This window comes from Thermodesulfovibrionales bacterium, assembly GCA_035686305.1.
Taxonomy (GTDB): Bacteria; Nitrospirota; Thermodesulfovibrionia; order Thermodesulfovibrionales; family UBA9159; genus DASRZP01.
Genome location: DASRZP010000104.1, coordinates 1 through 16,333, shown reverse-complemented (window position 1 = coordinate 16,333; position 16,333 = coordinate 1). Strand labels below are relative to the sequence as shown.

At 53.5% G+C, this 16,333-nt stretch carries 14 protein-coding genes and 1 pseudogene; 10 read left to right on the top strand and 5 right to left on the bottom strand.

Annotated features, from left to right (window positions below):
* The 6 genes from VFG09_12115 to VFG09_12090 form a co-directional block, all read left to right on the top strand.
* Positions 1-493: aldolase (locus VFG09_12115; GenBank protein HET6515898.1), on the top strand; the 493-nt coding region annotated here is incomplete at its 5' end.
* Positions 494-496: 3 nt separating this feature from the next.
* Positions 497-1,747 carry a diphosphate--fructose-6-phosphate 1-phosphotransferase gene (gene pfp, locus VFG09_12110; protein ID HET6515897.1) on the top strand — a complete coding sequence of 417 codons (1,251 nt, stop codon included), beginning with the start codon at positions 497-499 and terminating at the stop codon, positions 1,745-1,747.
* Between the two features lie 51 nt (positions 1,748-1,798).
* Positions 1,799-2,527, top strand: coding sequence for a DUF72 domain-containing protein (locus VFG09_12105; GenBank protein ID HET6515896.1), 729 nt, complete (start codon positions 1,799-1,801; stop codon positions 2,525-2,527).
* The gene (polX, locus tag VFG09_12100) at positions 2,524-4,263 is read left to right on the top strand and encodes a DNA polymerase/3'-5' exonuclease PolX (protein HET6515895.1); all 1,740 of its coding nucleotides are present in this window, start codon (positions 2,524-2,526) and stop codon (positions 4,261-4,263) included. The genes VFG09_12105 and polX overlap by 4 nt, the downstream gene beginning before the upstream one ends.
* Positions 4,260-5,660: a sensor domain-containing diguanylate cyclase gene (locus tag VFG09_12095; GenBank protein ID HET6515894.1), complete on the top strand. Its 1,401-nt coding sequence runs from the start codon at positions 4,260-4,262 to the stop codon at positions 5,658-5,660. Before polX ends, VFG09_12095 begins: the two co-directional genes overlap by 4 nt.
* Before the next feature lie 63 nt (positions 5,661-5,723).
* Positions 5,724-8,345: a CBS domain-containing protein gene (locus VFG09_12090; GenBank protein HET6515893.1), complete on the top strand. Its 2,622-nt coding sequence runs from the start codon at positions 5,724-5,726 to the stop codon at positions 8,343-8,345.
* Position 8,346: 1 nt separating this feature from the next.
* On the opposite strand, the gene VFG09_12085 is transcribed toward VFG09_12090, so the two are convergent.
* Positions 8,347-9,117: a sulfite exporter TauE/SafE family protein gene (locus tag VFG09_12085; protein ID HET6515892.1), complete on the bottom strand. Its 771-nt coding sequence runs from the start codon at positions 9,115-9,117 to the stop codon at positions 8,347-8,349.
* A 221-nt stretch (positions 9,118-9,338) separates the two neighbouring features.
* Here VFG09_12085 and VFG09_12080 point away from each other — a divergent pair, with 221 nt between their 5' ends.
* Both VFG09_12080 and VFG09_12075 read left to right on the top strand, forming a co-directional pair.
* Positions 9,339-9,686 carry a hypothetical protein gene (locus VFG09_12080; GenBank protein HET6515891.1) on the top strand — a complete coding sequence of 116 codons (348 nt, stop codon included), beginning with the start codon at positions 9,339-9,341 and terminating at the stop codon, positions 9,684-9,686.
* Between the two features lie 227 nt (positions 9,687-9,913).
* Positions 9,914-10,639 carry a class I SAM-dependent methyltransferase gene (locus tag VFG09_12075; GenBank protein ID HET6515890.1) on the top strand — a complete coding sequence of 242 codons (726 nt, stop codon included), beginning with the start codon at positions 9,914-9,916 and terminating at the stop codon, positions 10,637-10,639.
* A 24-nt stretch (positions 10,640-10,663) separates the two neighbouring features.
* Here the strand turns inward: VFG09_12075 and VFG09_12070 are convergent, their stop codons facing one another.
* Together VFG09_12070 and VFG09_12065 are read right to left on the bottom strand one after the other, a co-directional pair.
* Positions 10,664-11,476, bottom strand: a complete 813-nt coding sequence (locus tag VFG09_12070) for an ABC transporter permease (protein HET6515889.1) — start codon at positions 11,474-11,476, stop codon at positions 10,664-10,666.
* Entirely contained in the window at positions 11,473-12,225 is a 753-nt protein-coding gene (locus VFG09_12065) for an ABC transporter ATP-binding protein (protein ID HET6515888.1), read from the bottom strand. Before VFG09_12065 ends, VFG09_12070 begins: the two co-directional genes overlap by 4 nt.
* Before the next feature lie 307 nt (positions 12,226-12,532).
* Between VFG09_12065 and VFG09_12060 the strand changes: the two are divergent.
* Positions 12,533-12,880 (top strand): annotated as a pseudogene (locus VFG09_12060) (peptide-methionine (S)-S-oxide reductase).
* A gap of 36 nt (positions 12,881-12,916) precedes the next feature.
* On the top strand, positions 12,917-13,126 hold the full coding sequence (locus VFG09_12055) for a hypothetical protein (GenBank protein HET6515887.1): 210 nt from the start codon (positions 12,917-12,919) through the stop codon (positions 13,124-13,126).
* Positions 13,127-13,402: 276 nt separating this feature from the next.
* Here the strand turns inward: VFG09_12055 and VFG09_12050 are convergent, their stop codons facing one another.
* Both VFG09_12050 and VFG09_12045 read right to left on the bottom strand, forming a co-directional pair.
* Positions 13,403-14,104 (bottom strand): hypothetical protein, encoded by a 702-nt coding sequence (locus VFG09_12050; protein ID HET6515886.1) that lies wholly within the window; start codon positions 14,102-14,104, stop codon positions 13,403-13,405.
* Between the two features lie 595 nt (positions 14,105-14,699).
* Positions 14,700-15,881 carry a PAS domain S-box protein gene (locus tag VFG09_12045; GenBank protein ID HET6515885.1) on the bottom strand — a complete coding sequence of 394 codons (1,182 nt, stop codon included), beginning with the start codon at positions 15,879-15,881 and terminating at the stop codon, positions 14,700-14,702.
* Positions 15,882-16,333: the final 452 nt, after the last annotated feature.

The following is a 16,333-nucleotide window of genomic DNA, read 5'->3' as shown; positions in this document are numbered from 1 at the left end:
CAAGATCGATTTTGAGACTCTCGAGAAACTCTCCCAGATCGCACGAAAGGAGTATGGCCTCTCAGGCGCTGTCCAGCACGGCGCATCGACCCTCCCCGAAGATGCCTTCGACATGTTTCCGAAGACCGGGACTTCGGAGGTACACCTCGCGACGGGATTCCAGAACATCATCTATGACAGCAGCCATCTCCCTGCAGAGTTCAGAAATGAAAACTATGCCTTCATCAAAAAGGAATATGGAAAGGAGTGGAAGGAAGGACAGACAGAGGAACAGTTCATCTACAGCACGAGGAAGAAAGGGTTTGGTCCGGTAAAGAAGCAGTGGTGGGACCTTCCTGCCGATATCAGGGGACCCATCATGTCAGAGATCGAGGAGAAGTTCGGTCTCCTCTTCTCGAAGCTTAAGGTGACGGATACGGATGATATCGTGAAGAAGACAATCAGACCGGCCATGGTGAATAAGGAGATCAACGCAGGTCTTTTCGGCTTGTAGTTCATGGCCAAAAGGACCAAGGATATCGTCGGCATCATTGTGGGTGGGGGCCCTGCACCGGGAATTAACGGTGTCATAAGCTCTTCGACGATTGAGGCGATCAATCAGGGGAAGAGGGTCATCGGGATTACGGGTGGCTTCAAGAGCCTTTTCAACGGCGACAGTTCCTGCGCAAACCCTCTCACCATGGACGATGTCTCACGGATCCATACTGAAGGTGGATCTATCCTCAGGACTTCCCGCGACTATCCCGAACGAGTGAAAGAGCGATTCGGGGTCCTCATGTCTACGCTCAAAGGCCTCGGCGTCAAATATCTCATAACCATAGGCGGCGAGGGTACCCTGTACATGGCGAACTGGATTGAGAAGGAATCGAGGGGTTCCCTCAGCGTCGTCCATGTGCCGAAGACCATCGACAACGACATTCCCCTGCCGGGAGGGGCATCGACCTTCGGGTACGAGACTGCAAGGCATTGGGGGGTCGAGATCGTCAAGAACCTCATGGAGGATTCCAGGACCACGGGGAGATGGTACTTTATAACAACGATGGGCAGGAATACGGGCTATCTGGCATTGGGCATAGGCAAGGCCGCGGGCGCAACGATAACCCTGATTCCCGAGGAATTCAAAGACGGCGCCCTCTCCTTCATGACGGTTTCAGATATCCTCACAGCGTCCATGATAAAGAGACTCTCTATGGGCAGAGACCATGGAGTTGCAATCCTTGCTGAGGGGATATCCGAAAGGCTTGACCTTGAAGAACTGAGCCGTTACGGACAGCTCGAAAAGGACGAAACGGGAAGGATACGGCTTTCTGAGATCCAGCTCGGAAGGGTTCTGAGATACTTTGTGAAGAAGACCCTCGATTCTTTCGGCATAAATGCAACGATCGTTGATAAAAACGTGGGGTATGAATTGAGGGCTGCAGACCCCATCCCCTTTGATATCGAATACACGAGGAATCTTGGGTACGGTGCTGTCCGCTACCTTCTGAGAGGCGGCACCGGAGCCCTTATTTCCTATTATGAAGGGGACCTCAAGTCGACGCCCTTCGTCGAGATGATCGATTACGCCACGGGGAAGGTCAAGATAAGAACGGTCGATATCACTTCCGAGGCCTATGAGGTTGGCAGGAAATATATGATCCGCCTTGAACGTGAAGACCTTGAGGCAGATAATCTCAAGCGCATTGCGAAGGTGGCGAACCTTTCCCCCGAGGATTTCAGGGATAGGTTCGGCCCGCTCAGTTCGTAGCTCCCGCCATTCATAATAGTAGATCCGCCGGGTATGTGATACAATACTCCTATGCCAACCATATACGTAGGATGCAGCGGTTTTTTCTACAACCATTGGAAAGGCCCCTTCTACCCCGCCGATCTATCTCAAAAACAGTGGCTTCAATACTATTCGTCGAGATTCCGGACCGTAGAACTGAATGTGACCTTCTACAGCCTTCCTGACAAGGAGACCTTTCATCGGTGGTACCAGGAGACACCCACGGGCTTTATCTTCTCCATCAAGGGCAGCAGGTTCATCACTCATGTGAAGAAGCTGAAGGCCTCTGCCGAACCTCTCGACGTCTTTTTTTCGCGGGTTGTGGCGTTGAAGGAAAAATTGGGGACTATACTCTGGCAACTGCCGCCGGGGCTGAAAGGAGATCCCTCAAGGCTAGCCGATTTCCTTGAGCTGCTGAAACCCTACGGGGTGAAAAATGCCTTCGAGTTCAGGGATGCCTCCTGGGTTTCGAAAAAGGTCTTCACGCTCCTCGAAAGAGAACGGGCATCCCTCTGTATGGCCGATTCCCCCGCGTTCCTCAATGACCTTCCCCTCACCGCCGCCTTTGTATACATCAGGAGGCATGGTCAGGCCGGAGACCATGCCTCCTGTTACAGCCAGGAGCAGTTGAAAGCAGATGCCGGTATGATACGAAAATATGTAAAGCAGGGGAAGGACGTCTTTATCTATTTCAACAATGACGCCTTTGGTTACGCAACAAAAAATGCCCAGGAGCTCATTGCACTGCTGAAGAGATGATAAACCGGCAGATAGCCGATATCTTCAATGAGGTTGCAGATATCCTCGATATTCAGGGTGAGAACGTCTTCCGCGTGAGGGCTTACCGGAGGGCCGCTCAGAATATCGACGGCCTGCCCACCGATGTTGCCCGCATGACCGAAAAGGACCTCCTCGAGATTCCCGGAATCGGCCACGACCTTGCCGCAAAGATCGGGGAATTTGTTGCAACGGGAAAGATCGCTGCCTATGAAGAGTTGAGGAGGGAGGTTCCCGAAGGTCTTTCCCTGCTCCTCTCAGTTCCCGGCCTCGGACCGAAGACGGCCAAACTCCTCAACGAAAAGCTGGAGATAAAGGATATTGACGATCTCGAACGCCTTGCCAGGGAACACAGACTGACGGGCCTCCCCGGGATAAAGGAGAAGACCGAGGCGAACATTCTCAAGGGCATAGAGATGCTCAGAAGGGGTAAAGAGAGACACCCCCTCGGAAGGGTGCTTCCCGTGGGAAATGACATCGTTGAACATCTTCGGAAAAAGGCCCCTGTCAGGGAGCTCCATCTTGCAGGGAGCCTCAGAAGGTGGAAAGAAACGATCAAAGATATCGACATCCTTGTCACTTCCGAAGACCCTCAGGAGGTCATGCATGTCTTTACTCATCTTCCTGGGGTAAGAGAGGTGCTTATGCACGGTCCGACAAAGTCGAGTATCGTTATCGCCGACGGCATTCAGGTCGACCTTAGGGTCGTTGAAGAGGAATCTCTCGGCGCTGCCCTTGCGTATTTCACGGGCAGCAAGGCTCATAATATCCGACTCAGGGAGATGGCCGTTAAGGCAGGGCTGAAGGTAAACGAGTATGGGATATTCAGGGAATCGGACAAGAAGAGGCTCGGTGGAGAGAAGGAGGGAGATCTTTACCGGCTTCTCGGCCTGCCTTACATACCTCCTGAGCTGAGAGAGGATACGGGGGAGATAGAGGCGGCCCTCGAAGGGAGATTGCCAAGGCTGGTGGAACTCGGCGACATACGGGGAGACCTCCATGTCCATACGAAGAGGAGCGACGGAAGCCACACCCTTGAGGAACTCATCGAGGCCGCAAGGGCCAAGGGCTATGAATACCTCGCCATTACCGACCATACCAAGGGGCTTGGCGTTGCACGGGGTCTGAACGAAGAGAAGATCCAAGAGGAAGTGAAGGAGATACAGGCGATCAACAGGCGACTGAAGGGCTTCAGACTTTTCACCGGTGCAGAGGTCGACATACGGAGCGATTATACCCTGGATCTGCCGGATTCCGTTCTCAGGCAGCTCGACATCGTTGTGGCATCAATCCATTCCGGCTTCAGGCAGACAAGAGACCAGCTCACAAAACGCCTCATCTCTGCGATAAGAAACCCCTATGTCACGGCAATTGCCCATCCGACAGGGAGGCTCATCGGTGAGCGGGACGCCTATGAACTCGATATGGAGCAGGTCTTCGCGGCAGCAAGGGAGACCGGAACGGCATTGGAGATCAATGCCTATCCCCTGAGGCTCGACATCAACGACGTTTACGCCAGAAGGGCGAAGGAGATGGGGATCCCCGTCGTGATTAATACTGATACCCACGTGACAAATCAGTTCGACTTCATGATTTACGGCGTCTCTCTGGCAAGGAGGGGATGGCTCGAGAAGAAGGACGTCGTGAATACCCTTGGCAGGGAAAATCTGCTAAAATGGGTACGACGCAGGAAAACCTTTGCTGAAGGGAGAATATGAAGGAACGGGTCGTAATATACGAAAGACAACGCGAGGCACGCGCATTCCTGACATCTTTTTTTGACGGCAGACGCGATTTCCGGCCGGAGTTTGCGGAGAGCATCTCTTCGCTGAGGAAGATTCTGGCAGAGCGTGTAGACCCTGCCCGGCTCTGTATCATCTCTTCAGAAGAGATCGGGAAGGTAAACCTTCCTCCCACGGGGCCGCCGATCATCGTGATAATACCGCAGAATGCCCCAGGGGCCATCAAGTCCGCTATGAAGAGTGGCGCCGATGCTTACCTCCTCGGTCCCTTTCATGGAGAAGACCTCGAATTCAAGATGAGGGACATTCTCAAGAGAAGGAAGAGCGTTGAAGACCTAAAAAAGAAGGCGAAGGACCTCCAGACGATCATCGAGCTCACCTATCTCGTCTCTTCAACCTTTAATCCTCAGGAGATACTCTATCTTATTGTCAAGAAGATCTCCGAGGTCATTCCGGTAACGAGATGCTCCATTGTCCGTATCGAGGGAGACAAACGTTACGCCCATGTCGCCTCGACCTTCGAAGACCCCGCACTGAAGAATATCAAGCTTGACCTGACCAAATATCCTGAGATCAGAAAGGCCCTTTCCTCCCGAGAACCGGTAGTGGTCAAGGATGTAAACACCGACCCCCTCATGGAACGGGTAAAGGACGTGCTCTCTCCTCTCGGGATCCGCTCCATTGTGGTCATCCCTATCATTTTTCACGAAGAGATTATCGGAACACTCTTCCTCAGGACATCCCGAAGGTCTTCGTCCTTTTCAGAAACTGAAATCAGTCTCTGCAATGCCATTGCCAACGTATCGGCAAACGCCCTTTACAATGCCTTTCTCTTTGAGAAGATTGAGGACGAGAAGTCGCGCCTCGAAAAGCTCGCCATTACGGATTTTCTGACGGGCGTCTTCAATATCAGATATTTCTATCATCGCCTCACGGAGGAATTCAGCCGATCAGAGCGGTACGGTCTCTCGCTGAGCTGCCTCATGGTCGATATCGACCACTTCAAGAACATCAATGATACGCACGGCCACAGGATCGGCGACCTCGTTCTTAGAGAATTCGCTCAGCTCCTGAGAAAATACACGAGGAAGAGCGATGTCCTTGCACGGTATGGCGGCGAGGAATTTATCATTCTCCTCACGCAGACCTCTCATGACGGCGCGGTTGCAAAGGCAGAGGCCCTGCGGTCCTCTGTTGAGAAGTACCGGTTTCACAGCCTGAAAGGAAAGCGCGGCCCGACTGTGAGCATCGGCGTTGTATCCTATCCGACACCGCTCATCAAGACAAAGGATGACCTCATAACATTCGCAGACGATGCCCTCTATGAGGCAAAGACGAGCGGGAGGAACCGGGTAATCGTCTATAAACCGTGATGCGGATGGCTGACGGATGCCGCGTCATCTCTCTCCCTTGAGCTCCTCACCGACCACGAGCATATGGAAGTAATTATTTCGCACATAAATGCTGATTTCGATTCCCTGGCATCCATGGTTGCCGCAGCGAAGCTCTATCCCGGCGCCCTTCTCGCCTTTCCTGGGTCTCAGGAGAAGAAGGTGAGAGACTTCCTTGCCGCCTTCCACCCTGTCAGTATTTGCCGTATAAAGGATATCCCCTTTCCCCGGGTAACAAGGCTGATCATTGTTGACACCAAGTCAGCTGAGAGGATCGGCCCCTTCTCCGAGTTGCTCCTCGGGTCTGTCAGGCCGGATATCCATATCTATGACCATCACCCGTTCGAAAAACACGATATCCGGGGTTCCCGCAACCTCATTGAAGACGTGGGGGCAACGGCCACGATATTCACCGAAATCCTCAGTACAAAAAAGATCCCCCTGACCCCGATGGAGGCAACGATCCTCTGTCTCGGTATTTATGAAGAGACGGGGTCCCTGCTCTTTCCGTCGACGACGGAACGAGACCTTCTTGCCGTTGCCTATCTTCTGAAAAAGGGCGCCAGCCTCAAGATCGTCTCGAATTATATCAGGTCGGAACTGAGCAGAGAGGAACTTGACCTTCTCAATGAGCTCATCAGGTCATCAAGGGACCTGGAGATCAGCGGCATAAAGATCAAGATCGGCAAGGCATCGAGGGAGGATTATGTCGGAGACGCGGCCCCCCTTGCGCACAGGATCATGGACATGGAAGACATCGACGGCCTCATTCTGCTCCTCAATATGCAGGGGAAGATCCTCCTGGTCGGAAGGAGCAGAGTCCCTGAATTTGACGTTGGAGAGGTGATGAGGTCCTTTGGCGGCGGTGGACATGCGGGCGCCGCATCAGCAACGGTGAAGGAGGCTTCCATGGAGGTCGTGGAAGAAGAGGTCTTGAGAATCCTCAGGACCTCGGTACGACAGTCAAAGGATGCAGGGGACGTTATGACCTCGCCGGTAATCACGATCGCATGGAACGACACCATCAAAGGAGCCGCCTCCGTAATGACGAGATACGGCGTCAATGTGCTCCCGGTTGTGAAAGAGGGGATATATAAGGGCATTATCTCCAGGGAGAGCATCGAAAAAGCGATCTTCCACGGCTTCGGGAAGAGCAAAATCATTGATTTCGCGACGACCGATGCCCTGACAGTCGGTCCCGACACCCCCATCCGTGACGTGGAACGGCTCATGGTAGAGCAGAACCAGCGATTCATGCCCGTTGTCGAAGAGGGCGTAATCGTCGGGGCGATAACAAGGACAGACATCCTGCGGACGCTCTACGAGGACATGCTGAAACGGAGCAGGGTAAGGACGATTCCGCCCGAGGAAAAGCCCTCCATGGGGAGGAATCTCTCGAGCTGGATCAAGGAAAAGTTTCCTGCAGCCGTGTCTGATATGCTCAAACTCGCCGGTGAAGTCGCAGACGGCCTCGGATACGCCGCATACCTTGTTGGAGGGTCTGTGCGGGACCTCCTGCGCGGAGAGGAGAACCTGGACATCGATATCGTCATCGAGGGGGACGGCATCCTCTTCGCCAGGGAGTTCGGGCTGCAACTCGGCGCGAAGGTGAGGGAACACGAACGATTCGGAACGGCCCAGGTCTTTTCTCCCGTCCTGAAGGTCGATGTTGCGACGGCAAGAACCGAATACTATGAATCTCCTGCTGCCCTGCCGAAGGTCGAGACATCTTCCATAAAGAAGGACCTCTACCGGAGGGACTTCACGATCAATACCCTGGCAATAAAGCTGAACCCAAAGGACTTCGGCCTCCTCATCGATTTTTTTGGCGGCCAGAGGGATCTCAGGGAAAAGACGATACGGGTCCTCCACAACCTGAGCTTTATTGAAGACCCCACAAGGGCGTTCCGTGCTGTCCGGTTTGCTGAGCGCTTCGGGTTCAAACTGAGCAAGCATACGGAGGGCCTCATAAAATCGGCATTGCGCATGAATCTCTTCGACAGGCTTTCCGGCTCCCGGCTCTATGAGGAGCTCCTTCTCACCTTCAATGAAACTGAGCCGGTGCGGGCAATCAAGAGGCTTTCGGGATATGATCTTCTCAGGGTGCTCCATGAGAACCTGACTCTTGACACGAACCTGGAGTCCCGCCTTCAGTCAGTGCACGATACCCTTTCGTGGTTCAACCTCCTCTTCCTTGAAGAGAAGCCTGACAGAGGCGCCCTCTATCTGATAGCACTGCTCTCTGATCTCAGCGACGGCGACAGGGAGACGGCTTTTGCAAGGCTCTCGACCCCTTTACGGATCAGGGAGAAGATAGGGAAGGGAATTCATGGCGCCAAGGCAATATTGCGGCAGCTTCCCCTTCTCGATCCTGCAAAGATATACAAGGCACTCCACAACCAAGGAATCGAGACCGTGCTCTTTGCGATGGCTGCTGCAGCCGATGACAAGGTGAAGAAGGAGATATCGCTCTACCTCCTCCAGTTAAGAAAGATCAGACCCTATCTGAAGGGAGACGATCTCAGAACCATGGGCCTCACACCGGGCCCCTTTTACTCAGAGGTTCTCGATACCCTCCTGGAGGAGAGATTGAGGGGTAGACTGAAGACCAGAGAGGACGAGGAGGCATTCGTCCGGGAGCGATACCTTCCTTTTCAGCCTTCGTAATTCATCCCTCATCCTTCCTCCTCTTTGTTCTGAGATACCGCATTCCTGTCCAGATAAGCACGGCTGCAAAGATGACTCTCAAGGTCTCTTCATCGAGAGCGTGGGCCAGACTTCCTCCGAGGAAGGTCCCTGCAAGGACGCCGGGGATGAGACCCGCGAGCAGGTTCACGTCAACATTCCCCAAACGGCTGTGGGTATAGGCCCCTGCTGCACCTGCAGGGACCATCGCAAGGAGGGAACTCCCCTGCGCAGTATGCTGATCCATGCCGAGAAGCAGGACCATTGCAGGGACCATGATCGTTCCCCCGCCAACTCCCATCATGCCGGAGAGGAACCCCGTCAGCGCCCCTGTCATAAAGAGAACTGAAACCTTCACCCAACCGAAAAGGGGACCATGGTGCTGGATGAGGTAGGGCTTCGAGAGCAAAAGGAAGGAAACGATGATCAAGAAGCCCCCAAAAGACCGTTTCAGCTTCCATTCGGGAAGTGCGTGAGCATAACGGGCTCCTGTCCGGGCCGTAAAGATTGCCGTTGTCGCAAGAAGAGCGGAGGCCACGATATCGACCGATCCCTTCAGGGCATAGGTGACAGATCCTGCCAGGCCTGTAAAGACGAGGACGACGAGGCTTGTCCCATGCGCCCGGAGCTGACCCGTCTTCATGGTTCCTACCATGAGAGGGATCATCACGACGCCGCCGCCGACGCCGACAAGCCCTCCGAATATCCCTGCGAGAAGCCCGATCAGAAAGCTCATGGATATGCCGCTCTTCATAGTCTCATCCCTGCGAATGAGGAACATTAAAGTATTCGTCCCAGGAAGTCAACCTGACAGCTACGCGTTATTTGCCATCGGCTTATATAAATAATATACATTATGATAATATTCTAACCACACGGGAGAGGCTGACGCTCTATTTTCTTGACAAGGCAAGGGTTTCTTCTCTGGCACGCAGTTTGCTCTATAATGACAAGAACGTTTTTTGAGGAGGACGGATGGCGATGAATGATGAGGTAAAGATATACGGACTCTGTCTCATAAGGTTAAGACATCAGATCGACCGTGCGAAGGCCCAGGGTCTCTCTCAGGGGCTTCAGGGCGAAGGCCGCATTCTGCTCGAGAGTTACAACAGCGGTGCGATAGAAGATATTATTGATATCCTCGAACTCTATGACGTTGAGGAGCAGACCGTCCGGGCGGTCCGGGAAAAACTCGACGACCTGGCCTATACGGTATCGGTTCTGACGGGTGAAGAACTTTCCTTTGACTTCTCGGATGAAGGCCATCTCGGACTTTACCTGGCTCTCCATTACAGGGTCGCTGCCGGTCTCGTTACGGGTTGATCCCGCGGGCTCATCAGCGGTATCTTCAAATTGCCGTCTGTAAGGAAAACAGAGAGTTTGTGGTATCATGAACGAATGACTGACGTGTGGAAAACCGGATACCGGACAAGACGAAGTGACCGGAGGTCAGAGGCCTCTGGAATCCGCCGAATCCCGATAGAAAAGGGATCTCGGGGCCGCAGGTTCTTCTGCAATTCTTTGCTCAATTCAGAGCAGAAAGATCTCCCATGAGTGAATTCAGGGAGTCGGCATGGGCAGACAGGTGGTTTGCAGAAAACTACCTTGACAGGGCAGACGTCTATATCGTAGAACGAAGAAAACTGATCTGGTTTGTCTCCTCCTTCTTCGCGCATTTCTTTCACGGCAGGGAAGGGATCAGACTTCTCGATTTGGGGTGTGGTGATGGCCTCCTCACCGAAGAATTATTTGGAGTCAACGACGCCCTCTCTGCAACCCTCGTCGACGGGAACGAAGGGATGCTTCAAAAGGCAAAGAAACGGCTTCATCGTTTTCAGGGCGTGGCGTTTATACAGGCGACCTTCCAGGAGATACTGGGCGGTTCAGGAGAATTCGGCACCTATGATATCGCCGTCTCTTCCATGGCCATTCATCATCTCGAAAAGGCCGAAAAGGCCTCCTTGTTCGGCTGGATTGCGTCGCATCTGAACCCTGACGGATACTTTGTCAATGTTGATATGGTGCTTCCCCCGTCAGAAGAACTCGAAGGATGGTACTTTGCCCTATGGAAAGACTGGCTGACCCATATGATGAATCGCTACGCTATTACCGACGAAAGGCCCGACGATTTGATAAGGCGTTACAAAGACCCCTCAAGCATGAACATGCCTGATACCCTGGAAAGTCAGTTGAAGGCGCTGGAAGGCGCCGGGTTCCTCGATGTCGATTGTTATTTCAAGAACGGCGTCTTTGCCGTCTACGGAGGGAAACGATAGACTCCATTCGCAGAAGGCGACCGGTCAACTCACCGTTTCGGCGCTGTATCGGGCAATGAGCCCTGTCTTCACGGCATGGTCGTACATACGCGCAAAAAACCAGCACGCAACCAGTATGTAAGAGACGGCGAGAAACGCTCCCCAGAGAAGGCCGGACGCTGAAACCGTTCCGCCAGAGACGGTCGTCCGCATTCCCTCGAATACATAGGATGGCGGCAACAGATGCGAGAGATACCGCATCCATCCCGGGAGTGTCGAGAGGGGGTAAAAGACCCCCACGAAGGGCGAGATGAGGGCAGGGATGGGCCAGATAAACCACTCCGAGGCAGGTCCGAGCCGAAGCACAACGGCAATGCCGAAGATTCCGAGGGCGATGCCGAAGAGAAAGAGCACAAGGAGGAAAGGTACGAGCGCGAGGCCGTAGGCGAAGAACGACAGGCCGAAGAGGGCGGTCGCCAGGACAAGCATCATAACGAGACCAACGATACTCGTCGCGACACTCGAGAGCACGAGACCCATGAGGTATTCCGATATTGAGAGGGGAGTGGCGAAGATATTCAGGAAATTGCGGGACCATACGTCCTCGAAGAAGGCGATGGTCACTCCCTGCATGACACGGACCAGGAAGTCCCAGAGGAGGACGGCGCCGAGGAGCAGCGGAACAAAGTTAAATCCGGGTGAGGCGATGGTATTAAGATATTTGGTAATAAAGCCCCACAGCACGATGTCTACGGCGACCCATACGAACAACGACAGTACTCGAGAAAGGGTTCCCCGAATAAGATAAAACTGTCGGAGCATGATCGCTGTGATGCGATTGTATCGAATGATGCTCACCCGATCCCCAGGGCAAGGGGTTCGCGAGCCACGGCGATGAAGAGTTCCTCGAGGGATTTCTTGCCGTGCTCACGGGCCAGAGTCTTGGGGTTTCCTTCAAGCAAGATCTTCCCGTGGGAGAGGAAGAGTACGCGGTCGCAGACCTCTTCAACTTCGTACATGTTATGAGAAGTCCAGAGCACGCCGCCGGTGCCCCCGGCCACAAAGTCGAGGATCTTCGCCCGGATTTCCCAGGCTGCAGCGGGGTCGAGCGATGCCGTTGGTTCATCAAGGAGAAGGAGGTGCGGATGGTTCAGCATGGCCTTGGCAAGGGACAGGCGCGTCTGTTCTCCTGAAGAGAGCATACCTGCTTTCACGTTGCGAAATCGATCGAGCCCGAACTGCTCGATGAGGAGATCAATCCGTTCCCTCAGGTCCCTGATGCCGTAAAGCAGGCCGAAGACACGCAGGTTCTCATATACCGTCAGGTTGCCGGGTAACGGCGCATAGACCGCTGCGAAGTTGGTATTTTCAAGGGCCTGAGACCTCTTCATATCGATGTCCACGCCTTCGATGAGGATAGTCCCGGAGTTCGGCCGGAGAACACCGAGAATCATATTGATCGTCGTGGTCTTGCCCGCTCCGTTAGGACCCAGAAGCCCGACTATCTCATTGTTCCCGACATCAAAAGAAAGCGAATCTACGGCAAGAACGTCGCCGTATTCCTTGCGCAGCTCCATGACGGAAAGGACCTTCGTCTTCACGGCCATACTTTATCATATCCTTCACCGCAGGCAGTTGCAAATAGTGAGAGATACCGGCTGTAACAGACCAGGACTCCGTTCATAATGTCTTCATGAACATCGGCTATCATAGATCATGAAACCGCGCTTTGCCTTCGTGGTTCTGTTATGTTTGGCAATATCCGCCATCACCCTGATCGTTCTTAAAGGAGGTAAGAACATGTCTGCGCTTCATGACGATACAGAGGCCGATATTGGCCTCCCGCTTTTGGACACCTTTTTTCAAGGCAGATTCGAAACGGCTACGTTCGCCCTTGGTTGATTCTGGGGACCTGACTCCCAGTTTGGGAGCCTGCCGGGGGTCATCAGAACCCGTGTGGGGTACGCGGGTGGTACTACAAAGAACCCGCGCTATTACGATCTTGGCGATCATTCAGAGTCGGTTCAGATTGATTTTGATCCCTCTCGCATCTCGTACAGGGACTTGTTGGAAATATTTTGGAAGGGTCATGAGCCGGCAAGAGGTTCCTGGTCCCGCCAGTACAGGGCGGCCATATTCTACCACAATGAAGAGCAGAGAAAGGTTGCCATTCAGACAAGAGATCATATCGCCTCTGAAACGAGAGGAAGAATTGCGACCGCCATAGAACCCTATTCGGGATTCTCTCTCGCCGAGGATTATCACCAGAAGCACAGCCTGAGGCTCTATCCCGAAATCATGAAGGAGTTGACGGCAACGTATCCTGACATGAAGGACCTGATCAACTCTACGGCTGTTGCAAGAGTGAACGGCTACCTCGGCGGATATGGCTCTTGCGATTCTCTCAGGAAGGAAATAGATGATTTCGGGCTTTCAAGGAGGGCGCAGGAAACATTGACTTCTGTTGCCTGTAGCCGCCAGGCACCGACGGCATGCCCGGTGCGGTAACGTGGGGAGCTATCCGATCGGTTATGTAGGGGGTGTGGAAGATGCGACGAGGCACTTCCTGAGTACCTGAAGACCTCAGATTTGTTATCTCCATAGTGCTCGGATATCTTGCGCGCCCATTAACAGGTTTTAAGTCAGGTAGAGTACCCATCGAAGATAACTGCAGGATCATATCCTGATCTCCCGCAAGCTCGGACACAGGAGTGAAAGCCACACAATCTCCCGTCCCTCCTTCGTCCACGGACGATTCCATCGCTCTCATCTCCTGTCACGCCCTTATGTCCTGCCCAAAGGGTGTGCGTGTCCACACTGGGTCGGTGAACCTGTCCAGCCGCAGTTCTTACCTGCAGCGATCAACCGTCTCGCCTGGAACACTGAAGTAAGATGGAGCATGACAAAGAGCGGCACGAGAAATGCTGGGATAAGAACGAGAGGCAACTGTGCCATCGGGAACGTGGTAATTTCTCCGGTGATTCCGATGCCGAGGAATGCACTGAGCGCACCGAGGGTGACGGCGTTAATGAGGTCCAGTATGCCCAGCAGGTTCCAGACCACAAAGATCCGGCTGCGTATAAAGTCAGGCCGTCGCCTCAGGGCGAGGACTATGAAAGGCGCGGTGAGACCGATGGCCATGTCCCCGAGTCCTGCAGGCCAGGCAAAAAGACCGGGCAGTACACCGTAGGCATAAAGAGCAATGAAGCCCAGACCTCCAAACCTCCAGGCCTGTATGCCTGCAGCGACTTCTAGATCGAGGGTCATAACGAAGTCGCGGAACAACCCCCCTGACCAGAACGCGGCGAGGAAGACGAGAAGCGGGATAACCACCCCGGCGAAGATCGGCAGAGGCGGCGTCCCCGGCTCCCTCACGAAGACCCCATTCGCACCAAGGATCAAGACAGCCACGAGCCAGAGAAACAGTATCGCCCAGACCGCGGCTCTTATCTTCCCGTAATCTTTTATGTTTTCAGAAACAACCATGATATTCCTCCTTTTCTGTCGCAGGCCGACTCAAATACACGAGCCCGGGCTACTTTAAAATGCGTCCTGAACCATTCTGCAACATGCTGCACGGCCTCCCCTGATTTCCCCCAGGCTCTTCAATTCAAAAAGATGAGTGGCCCTTCGACTAATGAGCTCTCCTGAACATGATTCACCGCTAATGCTTACTCATTCATCGAATGAAGAGCCAGCCGGTTTCCTTCCGTGTCTTCAAGAGTTCGCCCTTACCTCTAGGTTCGCTCCCCTAATAATGTAACTATAGTGCGACTAGCAAAAAACTGCAAAGCGCTATTTTGGCAATTGCTAAACGCATTTGGGTCTATGTTCTCAATTAAGATGAAATTGATCCTCTTTCTCATACTTTGTCAAAGATAGTTCGACCAGCACTGATTTCTAAATTCTTTCGCGTCTTCACTCGTGTGTGGATATTGATCAGGATTCTAGGAAGCACTCGGTGGAATTCTTGAATAAAGGTCTGATGTCGAACTTCTGTGAGGAGCTATGGCTGGTAGAAGATCTTCGAAGGGATGGCAGGAGGTTAGCTGCAGGGAACAATTTCGGAAGCAGACGTCGGTTATGTTCGCACGTCCGGAAAAAGGATTGTGGCTGTCGTACCCGTGCCTTTTGTGCTATCGAGGTTGATCGTGCCTCCCTCTTCCTCTATGATCTTCTTTGCTATCGGAAGGCCGAGGCCCGCACCCTTCGGCGACATCTTGGTCGTGAAAAATGGCTCGAAGATCTTCCCAAGCTTTTCGGCGTCGATACCTTCGCCCGTATCCTGAATCTTTATTCGGACATAGGGTACTCCATTTACGATTTCCCGATCAGTTTCAACGGACAGCGTACCGCCGCCGGGCATCGCTTCGACGGCATTTGCTACCAGGCACTCCACCGCCTCTCGAACCTGTGCCTGGTCTACACGAACGAGCGCATCTTCCCGATACTCTTTATGAACAGTGATAGAATGCTGCCGGAACTTTTCTCCCCAGACCTTCAGCGCCCCGTCGAGGATTTTGCGGATAGTATGGTCTTCCAGAAGGGGACTCCTTGAACGTGAAAAAGCAAGAACGCCTCTGAGGAGACCCTCGAGTCTGTCGACCTCGGATACAACATAGGCGGCATACTCCCTTTCTCTTTCGCTGTCCGCTATCTTCTGGAGCCGTCGGGCGAAGCCGCCGATGGCGGTGAGGGGATTTCTGATCTCGTCGGCGACATTCGCCGCGATCCTCCCGAGGGCGGAAGCCGTCTCGACCTGGGCGAGTTGTTCACGGAGCCGCTGTTTTTCCTCCTCAGCCCTTTTTCTCTCCGTTATATCCCTGACTGCGCCCACGGCCAACTTCTCGCCGTCAGTTTCGAGTGGACTCAGGCTGATGTCTGCAGGGAATTCGATTCCGTCCTTTCTGAGACCATAGATCACCAGGCCCGTACCCATTGGTCGAATACGGGGCTGTGCGAAATACCGTGCCACGTTTTCGCGATGGCGAAGGCGATAACGCACCGGGATGAGGGTGTCGAGATCCCTGCCAATCAATTCTTCCTCGGTATAGCCAAAGAGGCTTCCGAGCTGGGCGTTTATGCGAACGATCTTAGCCTCCCTGTTCACAAAGATCATGGCATCGGGTGCGGACTGGAGGAGCTGCTCGTATCTCTTCTGGACGGTCTGGACATCGAGACGGCATGCTTTAAGCTCAAGAAACTTCAGCCGCATCTCGTTCAGTTCCCTCTCGAAATCCTCCATGGTCTTATAATCGTCCATTGGCAGGGTTCCTTGCACCTTTTTTTCCATTGTGGCATGACCAGAGAGCAAGATCAAGGAGCCACTTTAGAGAAGGCAGGCTCAGTCGCTTCTCATGTAGATAAAGAGGGGAAGGTCTCCCTTCCCCTCTTGGGTGATACCACTCAACCGTAATCATCAATAGGGATAATAGGGTGACATGGGATCAGGTGAACCTACGGTGAAACTCGTCTGCCAAAGGTCAAAGGCGCTCAAGGTGCCGTGTCGCCGGGAGCCAGCGGAATCAAATTCCAATCCAGCTATGGAGTCAGCTCAGGTATCTACCCCCGTTAATGTTAATCGTCTGACCCGTAACATAGCCATTGCGAACCAGCATGAGGGCGACGTCGGCGATCTCCTCCACAGTACCAAAGCGGCCAATCGGTACAAGATCCGGGGTCAGTTGCGGAAGACCTGCTGCCATCTCCGTGCTG